17 protein-coding genes are annotated in these 26,901 nt (G+C 72.7%); 7 read left to right on the plus strand and 10 right to left on the minus strand.

Translation table 11 applies throughout. From position 1 onward, the window contains the following. Positions 1–196: 196 nt before the first annotated feature. Together ABZ340_RS18195 and ABZ340_RS18200 are read left to right on the plus strand one after the other, a co-directional pair. A complete protein-coding gene (locus ABZ340_RS18195; RefSeq protein ID WP_358782773.1) occupies positions 197–2,113 on the plus strand; it encodes a rhamnogalacturonan lyase in 1,917 nt (638 codons plus the stop codon). A gap of 203 nt (positions 2,114–2,316) precedes the next feature. After that, positions 2,317–3,117 carry a hypothetical protein gene (locus ABZ340_RS18200; RefSeq protein WP_358782774.1) on the plus strand — a complete coding sequence of 267 codons (801 nt, stop codon included), beginning with the start codon at positions 2,317–2,319 and terminating at the stop codon, positions 3,115–3,117. A gap of 68 nt (positions 3,118–3,185) precedes the next feature. On the opposite strand, the gene ABZ340_RS18205 is transcribed toward ABZ340_RS18200, so the two are convergent. Both ABZ340_RS18205 and ABZ340_RS18210 read right to left on the minus strand, forming a co-directional pair. Then, the gene (locus ABZ340_RS18205) at positions 3,186–5,852 is read right to left on the minus strand and encodes a cellulose binding domain-containing protein (protein ID WP_358782775.1); all 2,667 of its coding nucleotides are present in this window, start codon (positions 5,850–5,852) and stop codon (positions 3,186–3,188) included. 114 nt (positions 5,853–5,966) lie between these two features. Next, positions 5,967–8,885: a glycoside hydrolase family 48 protein gene (locus tag ABZ340_RS18210; protein ID WP_358782776.1), complete on the minus strand. Its 2,919-nt coding sequence runs from the start codon at positions 8,883–8,885 to the stop codon at positions 5,967–5,969. A 455-nt stretch (positions 8,886–9,340) separates the two neighbouring features. Here ABZ340_RS18210 and ABZ340_RS18215 point away from each other — a divergent pair, with 455 nt between their 5' ends. Then, on the plus strand, positions 9,341–11,065 hold the full coding sequence (locus tag ABZ340_RS18215) for a glycoside hydrolase family 6 protein (protein ID WP_358782777.1): 1,725 nt from the start codon (positions 9,341–9,343) through the stop codon (positions 11,063–11,065). A 333-nt stretch (positions 11,066–11,398) separates the two neighbouring features. Further along, positions 11,399–12,220: a class I SAM-dependent methyltransferase gene (locus ABZ340_RS18220; RefSeq protein ID WP_358782831.1), complete on the plus strand. Its 822-nt coding sequence runs from the start codon at positions 11,399–11,401 to the stop codon at positions 12,218–12,220. A gap of 120 nt (positions 12,221–12,340) precedes the next feature. On the opposite strand, the gene ABZ340_RS18225 is transcribed toward ABZ340_RS18220, so the two are convergent. The 3 genes from ABZ340_RS18225 to ABZ340_RS18235 form a co-directional block, all read right to left on the minus strand. Beyond that, positions 12,341–13,177 (minus strand): aldo/keto reductase, encoded by an 837-nt coding sequence (locus ABZ340_RS18225; protein WP_358782778.1) that lies wholly within the window; start codon positions 13,175–13,177, stop codon positions 12,341–12,343. Between the two features lie 113 nt (positions 13,178–13,290). Continuing rightward, a complete protein-coding gene (locus ABZ340_RS18230; protein ID WP_358782779.1) occupies positions 13,291–15,117 on the minus strand; it encodes an AMP-dependent synthetase/ligase in 1,827 nt (608 codons plus the stop codon). Positions 15,118–15,525: 408 nt separating this feature from the next. After that, positions 15,526–16,785 (minus strand): MFS transporter, encoded by a 1,260-nt coding sequence (locus tag ABZ340_RS18235; RefSeq protein WP_358782780.1) that lies wholly within the window; start codon positions 16,783–16,785, stop codon positions 15,526–15,528. A gap of 195 nt (positions 16,786–16,980) precedes the next feature. Here ABZ340_RS18235 and ABZ340_RS18240 point away from each other — a divergent pair, with 195 nt between their 5' ends. Beyond that, positions 16,981–17,697 (plus strand): TetR/AcrR family transcriptional regulator, encoded by a 717-nt coding sequence (locus tag ABZ340_RS18240; protein ID WP_358782781.1) that lies wholly within the window; start codon positions 16,981–16,983, stop codon positions 17,695–17,697. 40 nt (positions 17,698–17,737) lie between these two features. On the opposite strand, the gene ABZ340_RS18245 is transcribed toward ABZ340_RS18240, so the two are convergent. Together ABZ340_RS18245 and ABZ340_RS18250 are read right to left on the minus strand one after the other, a co-directional pair. Then, on the minus strand, positions 17,738–19,957 hold the full coding sequence (locus ABZ340_RS18245; RefSeq protein ID WP_358782782.1) for an alpha-N-acetylglucosaminidase: 2,220 nt from the start codon (positions 19,955–19,957) through the stop codon (positions 17,738–17,740). A 92-nt stretch (positions 19,958–20,049) separates the two neighbouring features. Next, positions 20,050–20,916 carry a LysR substrate-binding domain-containing protein gene (locus tag ABZ340_RS18250; protein WP_358782783.1) on the minus strand — a complete coding sequence of 289 codons (867 nt, stop codon included), beginning with the start codon at positions 20,914–20,916 and terminating at the stop codon, positions 20,050–20,052. A 208-nt stretch (positions 20,917–21,124) separates the two neighbouring features. On the opposite strand from ABZ340_RS18250, the gene ABZ340_RS18255 reads away from it, so the two are divergent. Further along, positions 21,125–22,135 carry a bile acid:sodium symporter family protein gene (locus tag ABZ340_RS18255; protein ID WP_358782832.1) on the plus strand — a complete coding sequence of 337 codons (1,011 nt, stop codon included), beginning with the start codon at positions 21,125–21,127 and terminating at the stop codon, positions 22,133–22,135. 146 nt (positions 22,136–22,281) lie between these two features. Here the strand turns inward: ABZ340_RS18255 and ABZ340_RS18260 are convergent, their stop codons facing one another. Next, the gene (locus ABZ340_RS18260) at positions 22,282–24,183 is read right to left on the minus strand and encodes an exo-alpha-sialidase (RefSeq protein WP_358782833.1); all 1,902 of its coding nucleotides are present in this window, start codon (positions 24,181–24,183) and stop codon (positions 22,282–22,284) included. A gap of 195 nt (positions 24,184–24,378) precedes the next feature. Next, positions 24,379–25,296, minus strand: coding sequence for a zinc-binding dehydrogenase (locus ABZ340_RS18265; RefSeq protein ID WP_358782784.1), 918 nt, complete (start codon positions 25,294–25,296; stop codon positions 24,379–24,381). Positions 25,297–25,385: 89 nt separating this feature from the next. Between ABZ340_RS18265 and ABZ340_RS18270 the strand changes: the two genes are divergently transcribed. Beyond that, entirely contained in the window at positions 25,386–25,823 is a 438-nt protein-coding gene (locus tag ABZ340_RS18270) for a MarR family transcriptional regulator (RefSeq protein WP_358782785.1), read from the plus strand. Between the two features lie 91 nt (positions 25,824–25,914). Here ABZ340_RS18270 and fdhD read toward each other — a convergent pair whose 3' ends face one another. Further along, complete coding sequence (gene fdhD / locus ABZ340_RS18275; protein WP_358782786.1) at positions 25,915–26,886, minus strand: formate dehydrogenase accessory sulfurtransferase FdhD; 972 nt, start codon at positions 26,884–26,886, stop codon at positions 25,915–25,917. Positions 26,887–26,901: the final 15 nt, after the last annotated feature.

Consider the following 26,901-nt stretch of genomic DNA (forward strand, 5'->3'; position numbering starts at 1 on the left):
CGGCGGGCGCGGGAGGTCCCCCTCGGCACCGTCACCGCCGCGGCGGCCGCCGTCCGGCTCCGCCCGGGAGCGGGCGGACGCCGCCCGGAGAACCGTTCGGCGCCGTCACCGAATCGGCGCACCGGTACGGCAACGCGTCCGCCCCCGGCGGCGACTGAGAGACGGAATCCCCCGTTCTCCCCCGGAGGTTCGTCCCGTGAAGCACCTGCACCCGCATCCGGCCCCCCACTCCCGCCCTCATCCCCGCCGCAGACGCCGCGCCCTCCTCCCGGCCGTCACGGTCGCCGTCACCGCCGCGGCCCTCCTCGGCGCCGGACCGGCCACGCCCGCCCCCGCCCCCGCTGCCGCCCAGGCCGCCACCGCCCGCCAGGTGGAGAAGCTGGACCGGGGCGTCGTCAGCGTCCACACCGCCGGCGGCAACCTGGTCAGCTGGCGCTGGCTCGGCACCGACCCGGACGACGTGTCCTTCAACGTCTACCGGGCCGGGACCAAGGTCAACGCGAGCCCCGTCACCGGCTCCACCACCTACTTCCACGCCGGTGCTCCCGAACACGCCGACTACACCGTCCGCGCGGTCGTCGGCGGCCAGGAGCAGGCCGACTCCGTGCACGCGATCCAGTTCCGCGCGGGCTACAAGGACGTCCCGGTCTCCCCGCCGGCCGGCGGCACCACCCCCGACGGGGTGGCGTACACCTACGAGGCCAACGACGCCTCCGTCGGCGACCTCGACGGCGACGGCGCCCTCGACCTCGTCCTGAAGTGGCAGCCCACCAACGCCAAGGACAACTCCCAGTCCGGCTACACCGGCAACACGATCGTCGACGGCATCACGCTGGACGGCACCCGGCTGTGGCGCGTCGACCTCGGCCGCAACATCCGCTCCGGCGCCCACTACACCCAGTTCCAGGTGTACGACTACGACGGCGACGGCCGGGCCGAGGTCGCGATGAAGACGGCCGACGGGACGAAGGACGGCACCGGCGCGGTCATCGGCAGCTCCACCGCCGACCACCGCAACTCCTCCGGCTACGTCCTGTCCGGCCCGGAGTACCTGACGATGTTCGACGGCCGCACCGGCAAGGCGATGCAGAGCGTCGACTACGTCCCCGCCCGCGGCACCGTCTCCTCCTGGGGCGACTCCTACGGCAACCGCGTCGACCGCTTCCTGGCCGGGACGGCGTACCTGGACGGCTCCCGCCCCTCCCTGATCATGGCCCGCGGCTACTACACGCGGACCGTCATCGCCGCCTGGGACTGGCGGGGCGGCTCCTTCACCCGCCGCTGGACCTTCGACACCAGCTCCTCCACCAACAGCGGCAAGGGGTACGACGGCCAGGGCAACCACAGCCTGTCCGTCGCGGACGTCGACGGCGACGGCAGGGACGAGATCGTGTACGGCGCCATGACCGTCGACGACGACGGCTCCGGGCTGTGGACGACCAGGCTGGGCCACGGCGACGCGGGCCACGTCGGGGACCTCGACCCGTCGCGGGCGGGCCTGGAGTACTTCAAGGTCTCCGAGGACAGCTCCAAGCCCGGCTCCTGGATGGCCGACGCGCGCACCGGCGGCCTGCTCTGGCAGACGGCCTCCGGCGCGGACAACGGCCGCGGCGTCGCCGGTGACGTCTACGCGGGCAGCCCGGGTGCCGAGGCATGGTCCGCCGCGGACACCACCCTGCGCTCGGCGACCGGCGCCGCCCTGGGCCGTGAGCCCTCCAGCACCAATTTCCTGTCCTGGTGGGACGGCGACCCGACCCGCGAACTCCTCGACGGCACCCGCATCGACAAGTACGGCACCTCCGGCGACACCCGCCTGCTGACCGGCTCCGGCGTCTCCTCCAACAACGGCACCAAGGCCACCCCCGTCCTGTCCGGCGACATCCTGGGCGACTGGCGGGAAGAAGTGGTGTGGCGGACCAGCACCAACACGGCGCTGCGGATCTACTCGACCCCGTACGAGACGGACACCAGGATCACGACGCTGCTGCACGACACCCAGTACCGCACCGCCCTGGCCTGGCAGAACTCCGGCTACAACCAGCCCCCGCACCCGAGCTTCTTCCTCGGCGCCGGCATGGCACGCGCACCGCGGCCGGCGGTGTACACGCCCTGAGCGGGGAAGCGGAAAGCCCTTGACGCCCTGCTGGTGCGGTGGCCGGCCGCCGCACCGTGGTCACTCCCGCGGGCGACTTGTAAGATCACCGCGCGGCGGGGGGCGCCCCCCGCCCACGGATTTCCGTCCCAGCCCGAGGCCGACGAGACGCATCGTGTGACGCGGTCCGGCCGAGTGCCCGACCCCGTTTCCCGGAGAACCCCATGCGTCGTCCTCTCCTCCTGGCAGCCGTCGCCACCGCGCTGCTGTGCGCCGGCTGTTCCACCTCCGACACCGGGGACGACGACGAGCCCGCGGCAACGTCGCCTTCTCCCGTCCACCACCCCGCCGTACGGGCGGCCGCCGCGGCTGTCGGCAAGGGCACGGCCCGGATCGACCAGGAGATCGAACTCACCGAGGGCGAGGAGCGGTACGTCCTCACCGTCACCGGCGGCTTCGACTTCGCCGGGGACCGGGGCCACATGGCGGTCGAACTCCCGGGGAACGGCGTCAAGCGCATCGAGGAGATCTTCGCGGGAGACAAGGTCTACGTCAGCGGCGTCCAGAGAACCGATGAAGGCGTCTGGGGAGTCATCCCCCGGGACGAGGCGGAGGCCCACTCCGCGCTTCGGGCCCCGCTCAACGACCCGGAGCACGTCCTGCGGCAGATCTCCGCGATGCGCCAGGTCACCAAGGAGGGCGAAGAGAGCGTCCACGGCGTGCGCGCCGTGCACTATCGCGGCGTGCTCGACCACGCCACCCTCACCCTGCGGATGGCCCAGGACGCGCGGGAGAAGCTGGAGCAGGCCCGCGACCTGCTGGGCGGTGACGTCCTGGTCGTCGCGGACGCGTGGGTCGACGGTCGGGGACGGCTCGTGCAGACGCGGATGTCCTTCCACGCGGCCGACGGCGGCATGACGGCGACCATGTCCCTCGCGGACTTCGGGGAACCGGTACGGGTGACGGTGCCGAAGACCGAGGACACCGTCCCGGTCACCGGCATCAGCGGTGTCCTCGTGGGGTGAGCCGGGGACGGTGACACCCGGGTGGTGCCGGGAGGGCGCGTGCCCCGTGCGGCACGCGCCCCGGGCGGTCAGGTCACCGCGCAGTCCCGGTCGCCCGCCTTGAACGACGCCGGTTTCGTGTTCGCCCCCGACCAGCTGCCCGTGAACCCGAAGCCCACGGACGAACCGGCGGCCACCTTGGCGTTCCAGCCGGTGTTCTGCACGGTCACGGCCGGACCCGACTGGGTGTGCCCGGCGTTCCACAGCTGGGAGATCTTCTGCCCGTCCGCGAACGTCCAGCCGAGCGACCAGCCGTCCCAGGCGCTCGTGCCCGTGTTGTCGAGCCGGACCTCCGCCTGGAAGCCGCCCGGCCACTGGTGGGTGACCTTGTACGTCACCGAGCACCCCCCGGCCGGCGTGGGCGTGGGCGTGGGCGTCGGGCCCGTTCCGCCGTCTCCGGTGCCGGAGGGCTCGCCGTAGACGATCCCGCGCCCGTTGGTCGCCACGTACACCCGCCCGTACACGCGCGGGTCACCGGTGATCGCCGCGCCCGTCCAGCCCCACTGGTGGGCGTCGTCGTTGACGCGGGTCCAGGTCGCGCCCTTGTCGGTGGAGCGGAAGATGCCGCGGACGCCGCCGATCTTCGCGCTGGTGTAGAGCGTCTGGTACGAGGCGCCCGGTGCCGCCTTGCCGAAGCCGACGGTGTCGGCCTGCTCGACGTTGGGCAGCTTGGTGAAGGTGGCCCCGCCGTCGGTGGAGTGCCACAGGCCGTAGGCGCCGTCCGGTGCGCCGCCCGCCAGCCAGATGTCGCCCTTCGCGCCGGGCAGTGCCTTGAAACGGACGCTGTCGCCGGCGGGCAGGCCGGTCGCGGCGGACGCCGTGAAGGTGGCGCCGCCGTCCGTGCTGACGTAGAACCTGCCGGACTTGAAGCCGTAGAACGTCTTCGGGTCGACGCGGTCGGACTCCACGATCGCGCCTTGGGGGATTCCCTTGGACGCCGTCCAGGACGTGCCGAAGCCCGTCGCGACGTGCACGCCGGCGCCCTGCGGGCTCCACACGAAGCGGCTGCCGTCCGCCGCCGCGGCCACCGTGCCGCCGCCGCTGACCCCGGCGGGGTCCGTCCCGCCGAACCAGTGGGCGCCGTTGTCCGTGGAGAAGGCGATGTGCGGACCGGAGTCCAGGTTGCCGACGCGGACGACCGTGTCCGGTTTCGCCTCGGCGAAGTCCAGGCTGGTGGTGGAGGTGAAGTTCGGCTGGGTGAACATCATCGACGGCACCTCGGCCAGGTCCGTGTGGCGGAAGCCGCCGATGTCGCCCAGCGCGCTGAGCAGCGGGGCGCCCGACGGGGGCGAGGCCAGGTCGAGGACGGCGGTCTCCTCCAGGCCCCGCACCATCGGCTTGATGGTGAACTTCGTCCCGCGGTCCCAGTCGGTGAGGTTCTCGGTGCCGTAGATCGTCGCGCCGGTGCCGTACATCATCCGGTCGGAGTCGAACGGGTCGATCTCCAGGGCTTCCGTCATCCAGCCCAGTTTCGGGGTCTGCTCGGGCGGGGACGGGTTGGCGCCCCAGGTCAGCCACGGCGAGGACGACACGTCCATCGTGTAGCGGTTCTCGCGGGTCGGGTACGACGTGTAGTCCCACGCCTTGGTCCAGGTCGCCCCGCTGTCCGTGGAGCGGAAGATCTGCGTGTCCGGCCACCAGGAGCTGTACGCCGTCGCCATCACCGTGCCGGGCCTCTGCCGGTCCACGGTCAGCCCGCTGAAGCCGAAGTAGGTGTCGGCCTCGGCGACCGGGCTGATGTCCGTCCAGGTGCCGGTCTTCGTCGCGTACCGCCACAGCCGGCCCTTGCCGCCGTCGTACGGGCCGCCCGTGTCGCTGTAGGCGAGGTAGAGATAACCGTTCTCCGCGTCCAGGACGCCCTTGTGGGCCAGGTAGCCGGTCGGCTGGCCGGGCAGCCGCTGCCAGGTGGCGCCCGCGTCCGTCGAGCGGTAGACCGCGTTGTCCTTGTCGGCGATCCCGACGTAGACCGTCTTCGTGGGGCTGCCCGCGGTGCCGGTGGACTCGTCGAAGGTGACCCAGACGACGCCCTGGTTGTCGGAGCCGTAGCCGGAGGTGTCGGTCGGGTCCTGCGCGTAGTTCCCCGGATTGGGGAAGGCCGTGACCTGCGACCAGGTGACGCCCGCGTCTGTCGACCGCCACAGGCCCTTGCCGCTGGGCGCGCCCAGGTAGAGCACGCTGTTCTCGTTCGGGTCGACCGCCAGGCGCTCGCCCATGCCGCGGCCGGGCATGTTGCCGCCCAGCTTGAACGGCAGGTCCGTCTTCCGCCAGGTCGCGCCCCGGTCGGCGGAGCGCAGCACGGCCCCGTTGCCCGGGTCCCAGTCGTTGGTGTACGTCCCGGCCGCCACGTACACGTTGTCCGGGTCGACCGGGTCGGAGGCGAGGCTGACGACGCCGGTGTGGCCCCAGTCGTCCCAGCCGACGTGGTCCAGCAGCGGGGTCCACGTCTTCGTCGGCTGCTGCCAGCGGTAGGCGCCGCCGATGTCGGTGCGGGCGTAGACGAGGTTCTTCTCGGTGCGGTTGAAGACGATGCCGGGGACGAAGCCGCCGCCGTCGATGCGGGCGTTCTTCCAGGTGTAGGTGTCGGCGGCGACCGCCGCCGCCTTCTGCGGGGGGTCGGCGGCCAGAGCGGGCGGGCCGGCCGTGAGCAGGCCGGCCGCCAGCGCCAGTACGGCCGTGAGGATGCGGGTTCTTCGCACGGTGGGGATCCTTCCGTCCGGGAGGGGACGCGCGAGAAGGCGAGAGGAGCCGGCCGGACGGCCCTCGCAGGGGAGGGGGCCGCCCGGCCGGGAACGCGGAGCGTCAGCGGGGACTTATTCGAGGAGCTCCGCGTACGAGCCCATGGCCAGGGCGATGTCGGCCTGGGCCCAGAACCGGTGGTACGTGAAGACGGGCGCGGCACCGCCCGCCAGATAGGACTCGATCTTCGACCAGGCCGGGTCGTCCTGGTAGAAGGAGCGGATCGAGTCGAAGGTGGACGAGGAGTTGATCACGTCGCCGTTCGGCATGGTGCCGGTCCAGCCGCTGGGCACGTACACCGGGTCGTCGAAGCGGTTGTAGTCGGCGCGGGTCTCCGGGACGGCGATGCCGAGGGCGTCCTGGTGGTTGTCCCACATGCCGTCCAGCAGCGCCTTCGCGATCCGGGCCGCCTCCGTGTCGCCGGAGCGGTCGGCGTAGTACGTCAGGGTCTTGGCGTACGCCGCGGCCACACCGACGTCGTTGGTGTAGTCGGCGACCGTGACGTGCAGGCCGCTGTTGGCGCCCGGCGAGGACGGGTTCCAGGTGTCGGGCTGGCCCGACCACTGGAGCGTCGACGGGATGCGGAAGGTGCCGTCCGGGTTGACGGTGGTGTGCTCCAGCGCCCAGTCGACCCACTTGTCCAGGACCGCCTTGGCCTGCGCGTTGCCGGTCTGCTGGTACAGCTCGGCGACCCGCTCCATGGACCACGCCTGGAAGCCGAACCACTGGTTGGACGGCGGGTCGTGGTAGACCGGCTTCTCGTCGTAGTACATGCCGTAGAACGTCGGCTTGCCGGCCGGCGGGGTCGCGTAGCGGCCCGCCCAGCTGTTGGTCGCGCCGCCCGCGATGGCGCCCTCGTCGGACTGGAGCCAGCGGTAGAACTCCAGCTGCCGGCCGAGCGACTTGGACCAGTCCGCCGCGCCCGTCGCCGACTTCGGCTTCAGCGGCGCGTAGTTGGCGAGCGCGTGGGCGGCCAGCGGGTTCTGGTAGCCGCCGTGGGCGTGGCTGGAGCCGATGCGCCAGGCCCAGCCCGCGGAGGTGTCCACGGCGCCGCCCCAGGCGTAGTACCAGGACAGCAGGTAGTGCGAGGCGTCCTTGCCGGTGCCCGCCGGGCAGGAGGGGCTCGTGCAGTTGCCGATCTTCTTGAAGTACTTGTCGAACATGGCGTAGCGCAGGTAGTCGCCCATCTTGGCGGCCTTGGCGACGGTCCCGGAGACCTCCGAGCCCTTGCCCTGCTGTTTGGCCCAGATGTCCGCCCAGTACGCGGCCTGCACGGCGCGCGCGTCGGCGTCCGGGGCGTTGGTGTACTTCCACTGCTTGGCGTAGGAGGCGTCGCCCGTGAACAGGTCCAGGTAGCCGTTCCTGCCGCCGTACTTGAAGGCGTCGCAGGTCGGCTGCGGGATCGTCTCCCACACCGACTCCTGCGGTCCGCGCTGGAAGGTGTTGATGTACGACGGTCCGGTGTCCGACGGGCCCGCCTCGCACTTGCCGGGCGAGTTGCCGTAGCCGTAGACGTTGTCGACGTCCTGGATCCAGTGCATGCCGTACACGTCGTCCGTGCCGTAGGCGCTCTTCAGCTCGCCCGCGATCGGGTCGGGCCCGACGGAGACGCCGGTGTCCAGCCTCGACGGGTACTCGTTGGGCGTGTCGTGCTCGGGGGCGTACGTCGCCGGCTTGGAGGCGTTGTAGGAGGAGTTGGTCGGCTGGTCGGCGTGGGTGGGGATCATGTACTTCTCCATGATCTCCCAGGCCCCGTTGAACTTGGACCAGTCACCGGTCACCTTGCCGTACATGGCCTGGAGCCACAGCAGGTAGCTGTACGCCTCCGAGGTCGTCTCGTGGCCGTGGTCGGGCGCCTCGACGATCAGCGTCTCCACCGAGTGGTACGGGATGCCCTCGGGGGAGAAGTAGCCGTTGGCCGGGTTGGTGATCTTCCCGTACAGCTCCAGGAAGCGGGCGTCGTACGTCTTGGTGGCGCCGAGCTGGGTCACGGTCACCGCGGCCTTGCCGTGGCCGGGGGCGGTGGACTCGAAGACCGCCGAGCCGGTGCCGGAAGAGTCGGCGGAGACGGTCACCTTCTGCGCCGTGTCCCAGTTCTGCGGGGTGAAGGTGAGCGAGGCGCCGCCGGTGACGGACAGCCCCGTGTTGCCGCTCGTGCGGGAGGTCGTCACGGTCACGTTCGCGGTGGGCTGCTTGGACAGCTTCACCTCGTACGTGCCCGTCTTGCCCTGCTGCACGCCCAGCTGGGTGGGGCTCGCCACCACGGCCGGGCCCGAGGCGACGGTGATGCCGACCGGGGTGGACTCGGCGGACGCGCCCAGGCTGTCGTACGCCTTCGCCAGGAGGGAGTGGCTGCCCACGGCCAGGTCGGTGACCGAGAGGGAGAACGGCGCGCTCGTGTCCGTGCCCAGCAGCCTGGTGTCGTCGTAGAACTCGACCTTGGTGATCGTGGCGTCGTCCGCGGCGGCGGCCGTGGCCGCCAGCGGGACCGCCTCGCCCTGCGAGTAGACCGCGCCCGCGGCGGGGCTGGTGAGCACGGTGATCGGCGGCTGGTGCGCGCCGGTGCACGGGGTGCCGTTGACCGCGAAGCTCGTCGGCGCGGCGTTGGTGCCGCTGTAGGTGAACTGCGCGCCGGTGGAGACGGCGGCGCCGGCGGCGACCCGCCCGTTGTACGAGGCGTTCTTCACGGTGACGTTCTGGCCGGACTGGGACCAGGTGCCGTTCCAGCCGTTGGTCAGCTTCTGGTTGCCCGTGTAGGCGTACGTCAGCGTCCAGCCGTCGAGGGCCTGGGCGCCGCGGTTGGTGAGCGTCAGTTCCGCGGTGAAGCCGGAGCCCCAGTCGTTGGTCTTGTAGTCCACGCTGCACTGGACCGTCGCGGCGTGGGCCTGGGTCGTGCCTGTTCCCGCCAGGGTGAGCGGGAGTGCGAGGGCCGCCAGGGCGGCCGTCCACAGCCGCCGCGCGGCGCGGCGTCTGCGTCTGCGTCCGGGATGCATGGTGCTGGTTCCTCCTTGCGGCTCGAACAGGGGAGTGGGAGGAGCGGGGAGGAGCAACAAGCCTTGAACCAGTGGGAGCGCTCCCATAGTGGAGAGGGCGGCAGAAGGGGTCAAGATGCGTGAAGAGTCGAAATCATTCGATAGATACGGCCCGAGAGAAAGTCGGCAACTCCCCTGTTCTTTACCGATACTTGGCGCTAGCTTCGGTGGCACCAGTGGGAGCGGTTCCACCAGTCGGCGCGCCCGTCACGGCACGCCCGGACTGCGCGGGGTCGCTCGTGCGTTCCACCCCTTTCCAGGGTCTTTCCGCCGACGGCACCTCCGGCGCCGGCGGGTTCGCTCGCGCGACCTCGCCTCCCCACGCCGCCTCGTGCCTCCGACGACACGTCACCCGATGCCGTACGGAGCCGGGGCCGCGCCATCCCCACACGCACGTCAACGGTGAGGAAACCCCCATGAGCCGCACCAGAACAGCGTTACTCGCCGCCCTCGCGCTCGTCGCCGGGGCATCCGGAACGGCGTTCGCCGCGTTCCCGGCCGACACCGGCGCGGCGGCCGTCCCCTGCACCGTCGACTACAAGGTGCAGAACCAGTGGAGCACCGGCTTCACCGCCGCCGTCACCGTCACCAACCACGGGGCCGCCAAGTCCGCTTGGCAGCTGAAGTGGTCGTACGCCGGGAACCAGAAGGTCACCAGCGCCTGGAACGCCAAGGTCACCCAGAGCGGGACCGCCGTCACCGCCGTCAACGAGAGCTACAACGGCCAGTTGGCCACCGGCGGCTCGGTCGGCTTCGGCTTCCAGGGCAGCTACAGCGGCACCAACGCGATCCCCGCCACCTTCACCCTCGACGGCGTCACCTGCAACGTCGACGACGGCGGCAGCGGAGGACCCGGCGGCCCCACCGACCCGCCGCCCACCCCGTCGGGCAAGGCCGACAACCCGTACGCCGGCGCCAAGGGGTACGTGAACCCCGAGTGGTCCGCGAAGGCCGCCGCCGAGCCGGGCGGCAGCCGGATCAGCAACCAGCCGACCGGTGTCTGGCTCGACCGGATCGCCGCCATCAACGGCGTCAACGGCGGCATGGGCCTGCGCGACCACCTCGACGAGGCGCTGAAGCAGAAGGGCTCCGGCGAGCTCTACATCCAGCTCGTCGTCTACAACCTGCCCGGCCGTGACTGCGCGGCCCTCGCCTCCAACGGCGAACTGGGCCCGACGGAGATCGACCGGTACAAGAAGGAGTACATCGACCCGATCGCCGCGATCCTCGCCGACCCGAAGTACGCGGGCCTGCGGATCGTCACCACGATCGAGATCGACTCCCTGCCCAACCTCGTCACCAACGTCACGCCCCGGCCCACCGCCACCCCCAACTGTGACGTGATGAAGGCCAACGGCAACTACCAGAAGGGCGTCGGCTACGCGCTGAACAAGCTGGGCGACATCCCCAACGTCTACAACTACATCGACGCCGGCCACCACGGCTGGCTCGGCTGGGACGACAACTTCGGCGCCTCCGCCGACATGTTCAAGACGGCCGCCACCACCGAGGGCGCCACCGTCGCCGACGTGCACGGCTTCATCGTCAACACCGCCAACTACAGCGCCCTCAAGGAGGACCACTTCAAGATCACGGACACCGTGAACGGCACGTCCGTGCGCCAGTCCAAGTGGGTGGACTGGAACCGCTACACCGACGAGCTGTCCTACGCCCAGGCCATGCGCGACAAGCTGGTCTCGATCGGCTTCGACTCCAAGATCGGCATGCTGATCGACACCTCCCGCAACGGCTGGGGCGGCGCCGAGCGGCCCACCGGTCCGGGCGCCACGACCAGCGTCGACACCTACGTCGACGGCGGCCGCTACGACCGCCGCATCCACCTCGGCAACTGGTGCAACCAGGACGGGGCGGGACTCGGCGAACGGCCGCGGGCCAACCCCGAGCCGGGCATCGACGCCTACGTGTGGATGAAGCCGCCGGGGGAGTCGGACGGCGCGAGCAAGGAGATCCCGAACACCGAGGGCAAGGGCTTCGACCGGATGTGCGACCCGACGTACACCGGCAACCCGCGCAACAACCACAACAAGTCCGGCGCCCTCCCGGACGCGCCGCTGTCCGGACACTGGTTCTCGGCCCAGTTCCGGCAGCTGATGCAGAACGCCTACCCGCCGCTGCCGTAGCCGGCGCGGGCAGGCGGTCCCGCCGGGGCCCGGTCTTCCCGGGCCGGGGCCCGGCGGCCCGCGGATCTCACCGCCGGTTTCCCCGCCGGCCGGCCACCGTTGTTGCCGGAACGGCAACAACGGTGGCCGTTCCGCGGTGCCTCGGCGCACGCTGGGATCATGGCGAACGAGAAGCCGGCCACCACGGCCCACGACCACGGACACCCCCACGGCTCCCACGCCCCGGACGCCGGCGGACCCCACCCCGGTCCTCACCCCCATGGACACCACGGCCACGACCTCCATGGGCACCACGGCCACGACCACGACCACGCCGACATCGACTGGGCCGGCATGGCGCCGCTGCTGGAGGCGGAGGCGGAGCTGTTCAGCCCCCTCTACACCCAGGCCCTGGCCTGGCTGGCGCGGGACGTACCGGACCCGGGACTGGTCGTCGACGCGGGCAGCGGACCGGGTGTCGTCTCCTGCCTGCTCGCGGACGCCTTCCCCGGCGCCCGCGTCGTCGCCGCCGACGGTGCCGGGCCGCTGCTGGAGCGGGCCCGCGCCCGCGCCGCCCGCCTCGGTGTGGCGGACCGCTTCGGCACCCTCGCCGGGGAGCTGCCCGGCGTGCTGGACGACCTCGACCACCCCGCCGACCTGCTGTGGGCCAGCCGCAGCCTGCACCACCTGGGCGACCAGCGGGCGGCCCTCGCCGCCTTCGGCGAGCGCCTCGCGCCGGGCGGCACGCTGGCGATCCTGGAGGGCGGACTGCCGATGCGGTTCCTGCCGCGGGACATCGGCATCGGGCGCCCGGGACTCCAGGCGCGGCTGGACGCGGCCCAGGAGGAGCGGTTCGCCGAGATGCGCGCGAGCCTGCCCGGCGCGGTCGCCGAGACGGAGGACTGGCCGGGCCTGCTGACCGCCGCCGGGCTGAAGCACACCGGCAGCCGCAGCTTCCTGCTCGACCTGCCCGCCCCGGCCTCCGACCGGGTCCGCGGCCACATCGCCACCTCCCTCGGCCGCCTGCGCGAGGCCCAGGACGACCGTCTCGACGCCACCGACCGCGCCACCCTCGACCGGCTCCTCGACCCGGAGGACGAGGCGAGCGTCCACCGGCGGCCGGATGTGTTCCTGCTGGCGGCGCACACCGTGCACACGGCGGTCCGGCCGGCATGAAACGGGCGAAGGCCCGGCCCGTCCCCGCGGTTCGCCGCGAGGCGGGCCGGGCCTTCGCACCGGCTCCGGTCCAGGTCGTCCCGGACGTCTCGAACGCCGCCGGGACGGACCGCCGGTCCGTCAGGCCATGTCGAACGCCGCCGGGTCCGGACCCAGGCGCCGGTCCTCGTTCAGGGCGCTGATCGCCGCGAGGTCCTCGTCGTCCAGGCTGAAGTCGAACACGGCGATGTTCTCCTTGATCCGCGACGGCGTCACGGACTTCGGGATCACGACGTTGCCGAGCTGGATGTGCCAGCGCAGCACGACCTGGGCGGGGGTGCGGCCGTGCTTGCGGGCGATGGCCACGATCGCCGGGACCTCCAGCAGGCCCTTGCCCTGGCCCAGCGGCGACCATGCCTCGGTGGCGATGCCCTGCGCGGCGTGGTACTCGCGGGCGGCCCGCTGCTGCAGGTGCGGGTGCAGCTCGATCTGGTTGACGGCCGGGACGACGGACGTCTCGGCGATCAGACGGTCCAGGTGCTCGGGCAGGAAGTTGGAGACGCCGATGGCGCGGATGCGGCCGTCGGCGTGGAGCTTCTCGAACGCCTTGTACGTGTCGACGTAGCGGTCCTTGGACGGCAGCGGCCAGTGGATCAGGTAGAGGTCCACGTACTCCAGGCCGAGCTTGGCCAGGGAGGTGTCGAAGGCGCGCAGCGTGGAGTCGTAGCCCTGGTCGCTGTTCCAGAGCTTGGTGGTGACGAAGAGCTCCTCGCGGGGGAGGCCGGAGGCGGCGATGGCCTTGCCGGTGCCCTCCTCGTTGCCGTAGATCGCCGCTGTGTCGATGCTGCGGTACCCGGCCTCCAGGGCCGTCGCGACGGCCGTCTGGGCCTCGTCGTCCGGCACCTGCCAGACGCCGAAGCCCAGCTGGGGCATCTCGACGCCGTTGTTCAGGATGATCGGGGGGACCTGGCTGCTCACGAGCTGTTGATCCTTCGTTTCTGTGGTCAGGTGGTACTCCCATGGTCAACTATCGCGGGCCGCGATGCATTCCGGACCCCGGAAAAACAGAGGGAGACGGAAGCCCGCGGACGTCACGTGCGGTACAGCGCCTCCACCACGTCCGCGTACGCCTTCTCGATCGCCTTCCGCTTCAGCTTCAGCGACGGCGTCAGCAGCCCCTCCTCCTCGGTGAACGGGTGGGCCAGGATGCGGAAGGTGCGGATCGACTCGGCCTGCGAGACCAGGGTGTTCGCGGCGACGACCGCGCGCCGCACCTCCGCCTCCAGGTCGGCGTCGCGCACCAGCGCGGCCGGGGTCATGCGGGGCTTGTTGCGCATGGTCAGCCAGTGTTCGACCGCCTCCGGGTCGAGGGTGACGAGCGCGGCGACGTACGGGCGGTCGTTGCCGACGACGAGGCACTGGCTGACCAGCGGATGGTCCCGGACCCGTTCCTCCAGCGGGCCCGGTGAGACGCTCTTGCCGCCCGAGGTGACGAGGATCTCCTTCTTGCGGCCGGTGAGGGTGAGGTAGCCGTCCCCGTCGAGGAAGCCCAGGTCGCCGGTGGCCAGCCAGCCGTCGCGCAGGGCCGCGCCGGTGGCCTCGGGGTTGTTCAGGTAGCCCTGGAAGACGGTGGCGCCGCGCAGCCATACCTCGCCGTCGTCGGCGATGCGCACGGTGACGCCGGGGATGGGCCGCCCGACGGTGCCGTAGCGGGTGCGCCCGGGCGGGTTGGCCGTCGCGGCGGCGGTGGACTCGGTCAGGCCGTACCCCTCGTAGATCTGCACGCCCGCGCCCGCGAAGAACAGCCCGAGCCGCCGGTCCATGGCCGAACCGCCCGACATCGCGTGCCGCACCCGGCCGCCCATCGCGTCCCGGACCCTGGCGTAGACGAGCTTGTCGAACAGCTGGTGCTGTACGCGCAGCGCGGCCGACGGGCCGGGGCCGGCGCCCCACGCCTTGGCCTCCACCGCCTCCGCGTACCGCACGGCGACGTCGACGGCCTTCTCGAACGCCCCCGCCCTGCCCTCCCGCTCCGCCGTGCGCCGGGCCGCGTGGAACACCTTCTCGAAGATGTACGGCACGGCGAGGACGAACGTCGGGCGGAAGGCGGCCAGGTCGGGCAGGAGCGCCGCCGCGTCGAGCCGCGGCTGGTGGCCGAAGCGGACCTTGCCGCGGACCGCGGCGACCTCCACCATCCGCCCGAAGACGTGCGCGAGCGGCAGGAAGAGCAGGGTCGCCGCCTCGTCGCCCTTCCGGGAGCGGAACACCGGCTCCCAGCGCCGGATGACGGTGTCTGCCTCGTACATGAGGTTGCCGTGCGAGAGCACACAGCCCTTGGGGTGGCCGGTGGTGCCGGAGGTGTAGACGACCGTCGCGACGGAGCCGGGGGTGACCGCCCGCCGGTGGCGGTGCACCACCTCGTCGTCGAGGTGGGCTCCGGCGTCGTACAGCTCCCGTACGGCACCGGCGTCCAGCTGCCACAGCCGGCGCAGGTGCGGCAGCCGTCCGATGACGGTGGCGATCGTCATGGCGTGGTCCTCGTGCTCCACGACCGCCGCGGTGACCTCGGCGTCGTACAGCATCCAGAAGCACTGCTCCGCCGACGACGTCGGATACACCGGCACCACCTGGGCGCCGATCGTCCACAGCGCGAAGTCGAACAACGTCCACTCGTAGCGGGTGCGGGACATGATCGCGACCCGGTCGCCGAACCGGACGCCCTGCGCCAGCAGCCCTTTGGCGAGGGCCAGCACCTCGTCGCGGAACGCGGCGGCGGTCACGTCCCGCCACCGCCCGGCCTCGTCCTTGCGGCCGAGGGCGACGCGCGACGGGTCGTCGGCGGCGTGCTGGAAGACGGCGTCGGCCAGACCGCCCACGGGCGGCGCCAGAGCCGACGGAGGGCTGGTGAACTCGCGCAAACCCGCTCCGCTCCTTGTGACGTCCGGCACAGCGCCGTGAAAGCTACCCCACCGGGGCGGGGGGAGGGGAGGGGGACGGAGGGTGAGCGATGCTCACGTTCGCGCTGGTCAGCCGGGGAGAATGCGCGCATACGGGGAGGGGGCGGACGGATTCCTGACGGCCGGGTAAGTTCCGGTGCCGTCATCTCCACCGAATCTGTACACGCGCCGGCCGCCGGAGCCGGGCTCACCTCCGGGACGGGACCTCCTCCTCTGTCAGCGCGGACGCGGCCGGATGCGTCACTCCGGTGCCGCCCGGCGCCGCGCACCCGCGTCCCGTCCCGTCCCGCACCGCGTCGTCCGTCGCCCGGTGGGCCGGAGGTCTCCTCCCTCGCCCGGCCTGTGCCGGACGGGCGAGCGGGGCACCCCTCAGCCGGCGGGTGGCCATGCCGCGGCGGGAGCCGTCCTCTCGCGCTGCTGCTGCCGCTGGGCCGCGCGCTCGCTGCCCCCGCCCAGCAGCCACACCAGAAGCCCGGCGGCGCTGAAGGCCGCGCCCACCCAGCAGGCTCCGTACCAGCCCCAGTGGTCGTACGCCTGCGCGGACAGGGCCGAGCCGGCGGCGCCGCCCAGGGCGAACGAGGTCATGTAACCGCCGGCGATCCTCGCCCGCGCCGACGGGTCCACCTCGTACACCACGCTCTGGTTGGTCACGTGGACCGCCTGCACCGCGGCGTCCATGAGCACGGCGCCGGCCACCAGCCACACGAGGTGCGTACGCCCCGGAGCGAGCACCCCGAAGGACAGACCGAGCACGGCCAGGCCCACACCGGTCGACTGCCAGCGCCGGTGCCGGAACCGGTCGATGAGCCTTCCGCCCGACGAGGTCATCAGCGCACCGGCCACCCCGGACAGCGCGAAGACGCCGATGCCCACCTGGCCGTACGAGTAGGGCGGACGGGCCAGGAGGAAGGCGGCGCTGGTCCAGAACGCCGTGAACGCGGCCATCACACACGCACCCAGGAAGCAGCGGGTGCGCAGGACCGGGTGGTGGCGGAACTGGGTCAGCACCGACCACACCTGGACGCCGTACGGCACGCCCAGGGAGGGCGCGGCCGACGACACGACAGAGCGGATGACCACCGCCACCGCGGCCATCAGCACCGCGGCCACCGCGTACACGCTGCGCCAGCCCCCCACGGCGGCGATCAGGCCGGCCACGGTGCGGGACAGCAGGATGCCGAAGAGCACGCCGCCCATCACCACGCCCAGCGCGCGTCCGCGCGTGGCGTCGTCGGCGAGCCCCGCGGTGTACGCCGTCAGAATGGGAATCGCCACCGCCCCCACCCCGATCACGAAGGACAGGGCCGTCAGCAGCCCCGCCCCCGGTGCCAGGGCGCTGCCCGCCAAGGCCAGGGCGTTGGCGGTGAACAGGCAGGTCAGCAGCGTACGACGGCGCATGATGTCCGCCGCGGGCACGATGAACAGCAGTCCGGACGCGGCACCGATCTGCCCGGCCGTGACGAGGGCCGACACCTCGGCGGTCGACGCGCCCAGGTCGTCGGAGATCCGGTCGAGCAAGGGCTGCGCGTAGTAGGCGTTGGCGGTCGTCACCCCGCAGACGGCCGCCAGGACGAACAGCAGACGGCGGGTCAATCGCGGTTCGCGCGCAGCGGTCTGTGTTTCCGGCATGGGATGTTCCTTCTCTGTTCCTGCCTCCTGCTTCCTGCTTACCAGTTCATTCATGGACTGGAGTTCATGTTTTCGTAAAGACACCCTGCGGAAGGTGCCCGCCAGGGCGGTGCGAAGCCGCACCTCCACCTAGGTTTGAACTGTGGTACAAGAACAGCAGGCGGGGCGGAGGCAGCAGTCGGACGGGTGAGGCGGATGAAGGAACCGGCGAGCGAAGGCGCTCCCCAGCCGATGGGGCGCCGGGAGCGCAGCAAGCAGCGGGTGCGCGAGCGGATCTACACCTCCGCTCTGGAGCTGTTCGCCCGGCAGGGGTACGACGGCACGACCATCGACCAGATCGCCGAGCGTGCCGACGTCGCACGGGGGACCTTCTTCAACTACTTCCAGCGCAAGGAGGACCTCGTCACCGCCTGGGCCCAGGCCCGGCGCAGGCGGCTGGAGGAGCGTATGGAGCAGTCGATGCGGTCCCGTGACGACGGCGTGACGGTGCACCTGGAGCGGTGCGTGGCCGTGCTCGCCGACATCAACGAGGCCGAGCGGGACATCGTCCCCGTGATGCTGACGGCCTGGGTGAAGGCGGGCCGCCCGCTGCTGGAGGAGCCGTACACCGGTCAGATGTTCGCGTCCGTCATCGAAGCGGGGCGTGAGCGCGGGGAGATCGCGCAGGACATCGATCCGCTCCGCGTGGGCAACATCCTGCGGGACTCCTACCTCGGGCTGCTCTACCGCTGGTGCCAGGACCCCGACGCCCTGGCCCCGCTCCAGATCGAACTCCGCGAGATCCTCCGGATCCTCCTCACCGGAGTCCTCGCCCAGGGCCGCCGCGCCCCGGCCGCCCCGCCCTCGCCCCCGCCCCCGGAGGCCGCGCCGCCCGCCGCGGGCGGTACGCGGCGTTCCCCGGCGGTCCGCTGAGGGGCGGGGCGGCGGCGACGCGCGGATGCCGGCCGTGCGGTCAGCCGGGCGTGGGCACGGCGCCGAGCACCGCGGTGGCCCGTGCCACGGGGTCGCCCGAGGCCTTGACGGGGTGGTGGTCGCGCCGGAGGTTCCAGGCGTTCTCGAGGGCGAACCAGTCGATGGCGGCCGGCGCCCGCCCGGTGGCCAGCGCGGTGTCGAGGGAGTCGAGGTACGTCGTCCAGCGCATCGCGTGGAAGCCGGAGACCAGCCCGGACCACTCCCGGTTGGCGTAGTCCCGCAGGCCGCCCGCGTCGCTGCCGGAACGGTGGCCCCAGGTGGTGAGGATCGAGCGGGCGTCGAACTCGGCGGCGGCCCGCTCCGCCTCGGTGCGGCCCCAGGACCTGGCGTCCTCCAGCCAGGGGCCGAGCAGGAACCGGGTGTCGGTGGCGAGCAGCTCGTCCAGCAGGGCGAGGTCGCGCTTCCACTCGGCCGCCCGCTCCCGGAAGAGCGGCAGGTCCTTGGCGTCGTAGGCGGCCTTGATCTGCGGAAGCAGGGACCGGCTGCGGTTGGCCAGGACCTGACGGGCGACGTCGACCAGGTCGAAGCGGTAGGCGTCGGTGGCGCGCAGGGCGGGCGCGACCTTCAGCAGCTCCACCAGCGCCCGGTACACGGTGGCGGGGTCGTAGCGCATCGCGTCCGGACTCCAGCTCGCCGCCTTGGTGGCCGTCAGCCGGGGGCGGGCGGTGAAGAGGCTGTCCTGCGCCTCGCTCCAGGTGCCGGAGGGGGTGCTGTAGGGGCCGGTGCGCAGCAGCTCCCACGCCCTGGCGGCGTGCGGGTCGGCACCGCCGTAGCGGCGCTCGGCGTACGCGGCGAACCACGCCCGGTGGTCCACCGGGCCCGTCCGCCAGGCCAGTTCGGTGAACAGCTCGTAGGCCACGGGGTTGCCGCCGGTGCCCTCCGGCAGGTAGGCGATGCCCGCCAGGGCGCTGCCGGGCTTGGTGCGCCACTGCTCGAAGCGTTCGGCCCACACGGCGGTGTTGGCGCCGATGGTGGTGTGACCGCCGAAGTTGGGGATGGTGCCGAAGGCGTAGGGCGCGCCGTGCCAGGCGGCTTCGCGGTCGAGGCCGTCGTAGCGGTCGGACAGGCCGTCCACGATGAACAGCCTGCTCTTGTCGACGGCGTCGATGATCTGCGTCGAGGGGTTCTTCTGCCAGCCGATCAGCGTCCAGACGGCACCGGGGTGCGCGGTCTGGAGGGCGTTCATCACGGCCCTGGCGGCATCCGCGACGGGCACGTTCCCGGGCCGGCCGCCCTCGTGCAGCAGGTCCATCTTGTACATCGTGGAGTCGCCGAACATCTTCCGCTGGTGCCGGTAGAACGAGGCGGCGACCTCGGGGAACATCTCGCTGCGCGGGTCGAGCCAGTCGGGCCGCTCGAAGCCGACCCAGTCGCCTTGCGGGACGACCGGCCCGGTGGGGTTCTTCTCGGTGAACTCCGGGGGAACGGTGCCGTAGTAGCCGGGCAGCACCGGGGTCATCCCGAGGTCGCGCAGCCGGTCGGCGATCCTGCGGCCGAGCCTGGCGCGGTCCTTCAGGAGCCGTTCGGAGACGGGGCCGCCGAAGCCGGACATGTTCTGCATCAGCCACCACGGCTGGTGCGCCGGGCCCGGGATCCAGGACCTGAGCTCGTCCTCGGAGTAGCCGAACTCCCGGAGGGTCTCGTGGTAGACGGCGTCGGCGCCCATCTGGACGAAGACCTCGTTCACGCCGTGCAGGGCGAGGAGGTCGATCTGCCGCTCGTAGGAGGCCCAGTCGCGGTAGGCGCCGGAGTAGCCGTCGTCGGTGTCGTTGAGCGCGAACCGGTGCGGCACCGACGCGTCCTTGCGGACGGTGCCCGCGGGCGCGGGCAGGGTGCGGGGCAGTTGCGCCGTGCTCGTCCCGGGCCAGCCGATGTCCACCTCGGCCGTGTACTTCAGGTACCAGTTGACGCCGCTGAGGAGCACGGCGGGGCTGGTGCCCCGGACGCGGATGTCGCCGGCGCGGCCGGAGACGGCGAAGTAGTCGCCGGACGCGGGGCGGCTCACCGGGACGAGGCGGAACTGCGAGACGTGGCGGGGCAGCAGCCGGGCGAGCGCCGCCCTGGCGGGCTGGACGGCGAAGGCCGGCCCGCCCGGTGGAGCGGCTGCCGCGGGGGAGGACACGGGGCCGCCCAGGACCGCGGTGAGAAGGGCGAGGGCGGTGGCCGCGCACAGGGCGGCGCGGGATCTGAGGCTTCTCACGGGTCACCTCGGTGTATTCAGTTGACGGAGTGCTCGTAAACATGGGGGGAACGCGTCCGCCCGTCAAGAGGCCCCCCACGGCCACGGTGGCGTCACCCCGGCGGGCGCCGCGGCAGTCCGCTCGCCAGGACGGCGCTCGCCAGGGCGTTCGCGGCGCTCTGGGCGGCGGGGCGGTGACGGCCGTGCAGCAGGACGAAGTCGACCGCGCCGAGCTCCGGCAGGCCCGCCCGCTCCCGCACCCGGACCAGGCCGGGCGGGACGAGCCCGCGCGAGTGCGCCATCACGCCGAGGCCGGCGCGGGCCGCCGCGATCAGGCCGTTGAGGCTGCCGCTGGTGCAGGCCACGCGCCAGGCGCGGCCCTGCCGCTGCAACGCTTCCATGGCCAGGGCCCGGGTGATGCCGGGCGGCGGATAGACGATCAGCGGGACGGGGCGGTCGGGGTCCAGGCGCAGCCGCTCCGCGCCGATCCACACCAGGCGGTCCCGCCAGACCAGCTCGCCCCGCGGGTCCTCGGCGCGCCGCTTGGCCAGCACCAGGTCCAGCTTCCCGGCGGCCAGCTGCTCGTGCAGGGTGCCGGACAGCTCCACCGTCAGTTCCAGGTCGACCTCGGGGTGATCGTGCCGGAACCGCTCCAGGATCTCCGGCAGCCGGGTCAGCACGAAGTCCTCGGACGCCCCGAACCGCAGCCGGCCGCGCAGCCGGGGACCGGTGAAGAACGCCGTCGCCTGCTCGTGCACCTCCAGGATGCGCCGGGCGAAACCGAGCATCGCCTCGCCGTCCTCGGTCAGCTCCACGGAGTGGGTGTCCCGGGTGAACAGCTGCCGCCCGGTGGCGTCCTCCAGGCGCCGCACGTGCTGGCTGACGGTCGACTGGCGCAGCCCGAGCCGCCGGGCGGCCTGCGTGAAGCTCAGCGTCTGGGCCACCGACAGGAAGGTGCGCAGGTGGGACGGGTCGTACATGAGAGGAAGGCTATCGCGGTACGTGATGACAGTCAGAGCGGTATGCGGGATTCCCGATCGCCCGGGAGAGGAGCACGATGAAGGGGGGACCCGTGTCCCCGCACCCGCGTCTCCCTGCGCCGTGGCCCTGCCGCCTCCGTGTGTGGAGGGCGCGCACCCCGTCAGCGAGCAATGGAGCACCGTGAAACACCTGCGATGGCCCCGTCGGATGCCGGTCGACCCGTACATCGTGCTGCTGCTCGGGACGGTGGGCCTTGCGGCGCTGCTGCCGGCGCGCGGGACGGCGGCGGACGCCGTCTCCGGCCTCTCCACGGCGGCGATCGCGTTCCTGTTCTTCCTGTACGGCGCCCGGCTCTCCACCCGCGAGGCGCTGGACGGGCTGCGCCACTGGCGGCTCCACGTCACGGTGCTGGCCTGCACGTTCGCCGTCTTCCCGCTGCTGGGGCTGGCGGCCCGCGGCCTGGTCCCGGTGTTCCTGACCCATCCCCTCTACCAGGGCCTGCTGTTCTGCACCCTCGTCCCGTCGACCATCCAGTCGTCGATCGCCTTCACCTCCATCGCCCGCGGCAACGTGCCCGCCGCCATCTGCGCGGGCTCCTTCTCCTCCCTGGCCGGCATCGTCGTCACGCCGCTGCTGGCCGCCGCCCTGCTGCACAGCAGCGGCGGGTTCTCCGCCGACTCGCTGCTGGAGATCGTGTTCCAGCTGCTGGTGCCGTTCGTCGCCGGGCAGCTGCTGCGGCGCTGGATCGGCGGTTTCGTCGCCCGCCACAAGAAGGCCCTCGGGCTCGTCGACCGCGGCTCGATCCTGCTCGTCGTCTACACCGCGTTCAGCGAGGGCGTGGTCCAGGGCATCTGGCACCAGGTGAGCCCTGTCCGGCTGGCCGGGCTGCTGGTCGTCGAGGCCGTCCTGCTGGCCGTGATGCTCGCCCTGACCTGGTACGGGGCCAAGGCGCTGGGCTTCGGCCGCGAGGACCGCATCGCGATCCAGTTCGCGGGCTCGAAGAAGTCCCTCGCCGCCGGCCTGCCCATGGCGAGCGTCCTGTTCGGCGCGCACGCCTCGCTGGCGGTGCTGCCGCTGATGCTCTTCCACCAGATGCAGCTGATGGTGTGCGCGGTGATCGCCAAACGCCGGGCGCGCGACGCGGACGCGGAGGACGCCACGGGGAGCCCGCGGGGAGCGCGCGCGGCGGCGGCCGGTACCGGGACGCGGTCCGGCTGAGCCGCACCGTCCACGCCCGGTCGCGCCCGTCCGTATCCATCCGCGTCCGCGTCCGTCCGCGTCCATCGGCGTCCGTCCGCGTCCGCGTCCGTCCGCGTCCATCGGCGTCCGTCCGCGTCCGTCCGCGTCCGTCCGCGCCCGGGGCGTCAGCCGCCGGGGCTCACCTGGTCCAGGGGCAGCGACAGGACCGTGCCCCGCGGCGCCCGGTCCGAGTCCAGCCCGGCGATCTCCTCGTCCGTCAGGGCCCGGTCCCACACCCGTACGTCGTCGATCGCCCCGGTGAAGAACGCCCGGCTGTCCACGCGCTGGCCGACGTGCACCCCGAACGGCGAGTTCCGGCTGACCGAGCCGGGCACGTCCGCCGCCGTGCCGAGCGCCACGCCGTCGAGGAACAGGGTCAGCCGCGTGCCGTCCCGGCGCAGCGCCACGTGGTGCCAGCGGCCGTCGTTGCGGGCGCCCGCGGCGCGCACGTACGCCGACCGCGGGGCGGACACGCCGTCGCGTACGGTGATCAGCCCCTGGACGCGGTCGTGCGCGGGCTCGGCCCGCAGCCACACCTGGGGCTGGGTAGTGCCGGTCCCGCCCATCCACAGCAGCGGCTGCTCCCCGCGCGTCGCCGTGTACCGGAACCACAGCGACGCGGTGAAGTCCTTCGTGCCCAGGGGCAGCGCGGCACGGTACGGCAGCCGTACGGCGTCGTCGGCGCCGTCGAAGGCGAGCGCGCCGCCGATCACGCCGTCCGTCGCCGCGGCACCGCCGAGGACGGCCGCGGGCGCGGCGCCCGGCGCGAGGTCCGGCGTGGTGGGGTCCGGGCCGCGGCGCGGCGTCAGCCGGTCCTCGGTGAAGCGGGCGAAGCGGATCTCGTCGCGCGCGTCGGCGGCCCCGGCCTCGTACAGCAGTCCCACGGTCGTCGTGGTCGCCGTGTCGTCGATCGCGACCAGGTCGGAGTAGCCGGCCCAGTCCCGGGTGACGACGGTGGCGCGGTCCACGCTCTCCCAGGTGGCGCCGCCGTCGTAGGAGGAGCGGAGGGCCATCGTGCGGCGGCGGTCGGGGTCGGCCGGGGCGGACAGCAGCAGGCGGTCGCCCAGACGGAGCAGGGCGCCCTGCACCTGGGGGGTGTACAGGCCGGGCAGGGCCCGGAAGGGCGCGGCGAAGGTGTCGCCGCCGTCGCGGCTGACGGTCTGGCTGCGGTGGCCGAGGTCGGTGCCGTCCTGTTCCCGGCCGCTGACCAGGATCGTGCCGTCGGCCCGCTCGGCGAGGGTCAGCTCGGACGGCTTCTGCCGGAACGGCGCGTTCGCGGGGACCGGCCAGGTGTCGGTGGCGCCGATCCGCCAGCTCTCGCCGCCGTCGTCGCTGACGATCAGCGCCGCGTGGTGCGCGGTGACCCGCTCGCCGTCCCACGTCTCGGCGTTGACGCCGAAGACCAGGCGCCCCGCGTGCTCGCCGTGGGCGAGCTGGATACCGTGCACGGGGCCGGTGGCGTACCAGGAGTTCCAGTGGGCGGGCAGGATCTCCTCGCTCAGGTCGCGCGGCGCCGACCAGGTGCGGCCGTCGTCGTCGCTGTACCGGAGGTGGGGGCGGCGGTCGCAGGGCACCGCGCAGCCGGCCGCGTCCGTGCGGCCGGTGTTGTACGTCTCGGCGAGCAGGACGCGGCCGGTCTCCCGGTCCACGACCGGGACCGGGTTGCCGTGCGTGTCGCCGCCGCCGTCGTCGACGACCGTCAGCGGGCCCCAGGTCCGGCCGCCGTCGGTGGAGCGTTTGAGGACGATGTCGATGTCGGCGGCGTCCCCGCAGTTGAGGACGCGTCCCTCGGCGAAGGCGAGGAGCGTGCCGCGCGTGGTCCGCACGATCGCCGGGATGCGGAAGCAGGCGTAACCGGGGTCCCGGGCGGCCTTGAAGAGGACCTGTTCCTCGAAGAGCGGGGCCCGGGAGGGGACTTCGGCGCCGGCGGTGCCCGGCGAGGCGGCCGTCGCGGCGAGGGAGAACAGGGCGGCCAGGGCGGTCAGGGTGACCAGGGGAGTCGGGGCGGTTCTCGGACGGGTACGCAGACGGGTACGCGGTCGTGCCGGCACGGAGCGGCCTGCCCTTCGGGGGGTTCTGGTCGATGGCCCAGCGGTCGGATCGTCATTGTCCGGACATCAGGACCTATCACGTCCTATCACGTCCGAGTCGCGCCCCACCGACGTTAGATCGGGCGCGTGCCTCTCACAAAGAAAACCGCGCGCGTGTCGTCCGCGTGGGGCTCAGGGCACGAGGACGACCTTCCCGAGGTTGCCCCGCGAGGCGACGGCCGCGTGCGCGGCGGCCGCGTCCTCCAGGGGGAACAGGCCGTGCACGGCGGGCCGCAGCGTCCCCTCGGCGAACAGGTCCCACAGCTCCCGGCGCCACCGCTCGTAGAGGTCCGGCCGCTCCCGGGCGATCCGCGCCATCTGGAAACCCGTCACCGTCTTGGCGCCCACCAGCAGGTCGTACGCCCGGACGGTCCCGCCGCCCGAGCTGTACGCCACCAGCCGCCCGCCCGGGGCGAGGGCGGCGATCGCCGGGGTGAGCAGGTCGCCGCCGACCGCGTCGAGGACGTAGTCGGCCGGTTCGCCCCAGCTCTCGTCGCCGTAGACCACGACGTCGTCGGCCCCGAGGGAGCGTACGAAGCCGGCCTTGGCCGGGTCGGAGACGGCGCCCACGACCCGGGCCGCGCCGCGTGTCCGGGCGAGCCGCACCGCCAGGTGGCCGACACCGCTCGCCGCCGCCGTGACCAGCGCCGTCTCGCCGGGGCGGGGCCGGGCGGCCGTCAGCGCGCCGAGGGCGACCAGACCGCTGCGGACGAGGGCGACCGCGTCGACGGCTTCGGCGCCGTCGGGGACGGGCGAGGCCATGGCCTCGTGCAGCAGGGCGAAGTCGGCGTAGCCGTGCCCGAAGCACAGCCCCGTCACCCGGTCGCCGGCCCGGAAGCGGGTGACGCCGTCGCCGGCGGCCACGACCTCGCCGGCGATCTCGCCCCCGAGGGGGACCGGTTCGGGCGCCTCGGTGACCTTCCGTACGACGGGCAGGGTGACGCCGGCGGCCGCGCAGCGCACGAGCAGTTCACCGGGGCCCGGTTCGGGGACGGGCACCTCCTCCAGGAACAGCGGGCCGCCGGGGGCGGAGTAACGGACGCGGCGCATCGGCCGCACCTCCCATCAGGTCGTTGGTGGTCCCAACGATAGGGGGAGGTCGTAGGGAATCCCAACGATTTTCCGGCTAGGGTGAGGCCATGGCAGACGCCCCTCTCCCCGCGATCCGCTCCCTCCCCAGCTGGCTGCTGGGCCGGGCCGCAGCCCGCGGCCGGGCCCTGGTGGCCGAGGCGCTGGCCGCGGAGGGCATGAAGATGTGGCACCACGTGGTGCTCTCCGCCGTCCGCGACCTCGCCCCCGTCGCCCAGGCCGACCTCGGGCGCGGCGTCGGACTCGACCCCAAGGACCTGGTCGGCGTCCTCGACGACCTCCAGGCCGCGGGGTTCGTCGTCCGCGAACCGGACCCGAGGGACCGCCGCAAGAACGCGGTGTCGCTCACCGGGGAGGGCGCACGGCTGCTGACCCGCTGTGAGAAGGCGGCGCGGGAGGCCAACGACGCCCTGCTCGCCCCGCTCTCGGCGGCCGAACGCGAGCGGTTCGTGGAGATGCTGGGCCGCATCCACGCCGCGGGAGGCTGAGCCGGTCGCCGGTCGCCGGGATGCCGGGCCCCGCGGCGCAGGGGGCCCTCCTCGCCGGCCGGGTCCCCGTCGCCGTGCCGCGGGGAGACCGTCAGCCCTGGGCGGACGCGGCCTGCAAGGCGATGCGGTCCTCGCCCGCGTACACGTTCATGGAGCCGCCCCGCAGGAAGCCCACCAGCGTCAGCCCCGTCTCGGCGGCCAGGTCCACCGCCAGGGAGGAGGGCGCCGACACCGCCGCCAGCACGGGCACGCCCGCCATCACCGCCTTCTGCGCCAGCTCGAAGGAGGCCCGGCCCGACACCAGCAGGACCGTCCGGGACAGCGGCAGGTCCCCGTTCTGCAGGGCGCGGCCGACCAGCTTGTCGACCGCGTTGTGCCGGCCCACGTCCTCCCGTATGTCCAGCAGTTCCCCGTCCTCGGCGAACAGGGCCGCCGCGTGCAGGCCGCCGGTGCGGTCGAAGACCCGCTGGGCGGAGCGCAGCCGGTCGGGCAGCGACGCGAGCAGCTCGGGGGTGATCCGCAGCGGGGGAGTGTCGGCGATGGGCCAGCGGGCCGTCGTCCGCACGGCGTCGAGACTCGCCTTGCCGCACAGGCCGCAGGAGGAGGTGGTGTAGACGTTGCGCTCCAGGGTGATGTCGGGAAGCGCGACGCCGGGCGCCGTCTGCACGTCCACCACGTTGTAGGTGTTGGAGCCGTCGGCCGTCGCGCCCGCGCAGTACACGATGTTCCGCAGGTCCTGCCGCTCGGCGAGCACCCCTTCGCTGACCAGGAAGCCCGCCGCCAGCGCGAAGTCGTCGCCGGGCGTGCGCATGGTGATCGCCAGCGGCCTGCCGTTCAGCCGGATCTCCAGGGGCTCCTCGGCGACGAGCGTGTCCGGGCGGGCGGAGACCGCGCCGTCCCGGATCCGGATCACCCTGCGTCGTTCCGTGACTCGTCCCATGTCCCCATCAGTCCCGTCCGGTGTTCTTCGATCCCGGTTCCGTACGTGCCGGCAGCCGAAGCGGCCCTTGATGCACAGGTTGCCGTGGGCCACCGGGTCGTCGTGCGGCGAGGTGACCTTCACGCTCTCATTCTCCTG

This window comes from Streptomyces sp. NPDC006134 (assembly GCF_040628835.1).
Classification (GTDB): Bacteria; Actinomycetota; Actinomycetes; order Streptomycetales; family Streptomycetaceae; genus Streptomyces.

What these genes read in the sequence shown, in the direction of transcription:
- ABZ340_RS18200 (WP_358782774.1), top strand. Translation starts at nt 2,317, where the DNA reads ATGCGTCGTCCTCTCCTCCTGGCAGCCGTCGCCACCGCGCTGCTGTGC.
- ABZ340_RS18210 (WP_358782776.1), bottom strand. Translation starts at nt 8,885, where the DNA reads ATGCATCCCGGACGCAGACGCAGACGCCGCGCCGCGCGGCGGCTGTGG.
- ABZ340_RS18215 (WP_358782777.1), top strand. Translation starts at nt 9,341, where the DNA reads ATGAGCCGCACCAGAACAGCGTTACTCGCCGCCCTCGCGCTCGTCGCC.
- ABZ340_RS18220 (WP_358782831.1), top strand. Translation starts at nt 11,399, where the DNA reads ATGGCGCCGCTGCTGGAGGCGGAGGCGGAGCTGTTCAGCCCCCTCTAC.
- ABZ340_RS18235 (WP_358782780.1), bottom strand. Translation starts at nt 16,785, where the DNA reads ATGCCGGAAACACAGACCGCTGCGCGCGAACCGCGATTGACCCGCCGT.
- ABZ340_RS18240 (WP_358782781.1), top strand. Translation starts at nt 16,981, where the DNA reads ATGAAGGAACCGGCGAGCGAAGGCGCTCCCCAGCCGATGGGGCGCCGG.
- ABZ340_RS18250 (WP_358782783.1), bottom strand. Translation starts at nt 20,916, where the DNA reads ATGTACGACCCGTCCCACCTGCGCACCTTCCTGTCGGTGGCCCAGACG.
- ABZ340_RS18255 (WP_358782832.1), top strand. Translation starts at nt 21,125, where the DNA reads ATGCCGGTCGACCCGTACATCGTGCTGCTGCTCGGGACGGTGGGCCTT.
- ABZ340_RS18265 (WP_358782784.1), bottom strand. Translation starts at nt 25,296, where the DNA reads ATGCGCCGCGTCCGTTACTCCGCCCCCGGCGGCCCGCTGTTCCTGGAG.
- ABZ340_RS18270 (WP_358782785.1), top strand. Translation starts at nt 25,386, where the DNA reads ATGGCAGACGCCCCTCTCCCCGCGATCCGCTCCCTCCCCAGCTGGCTG.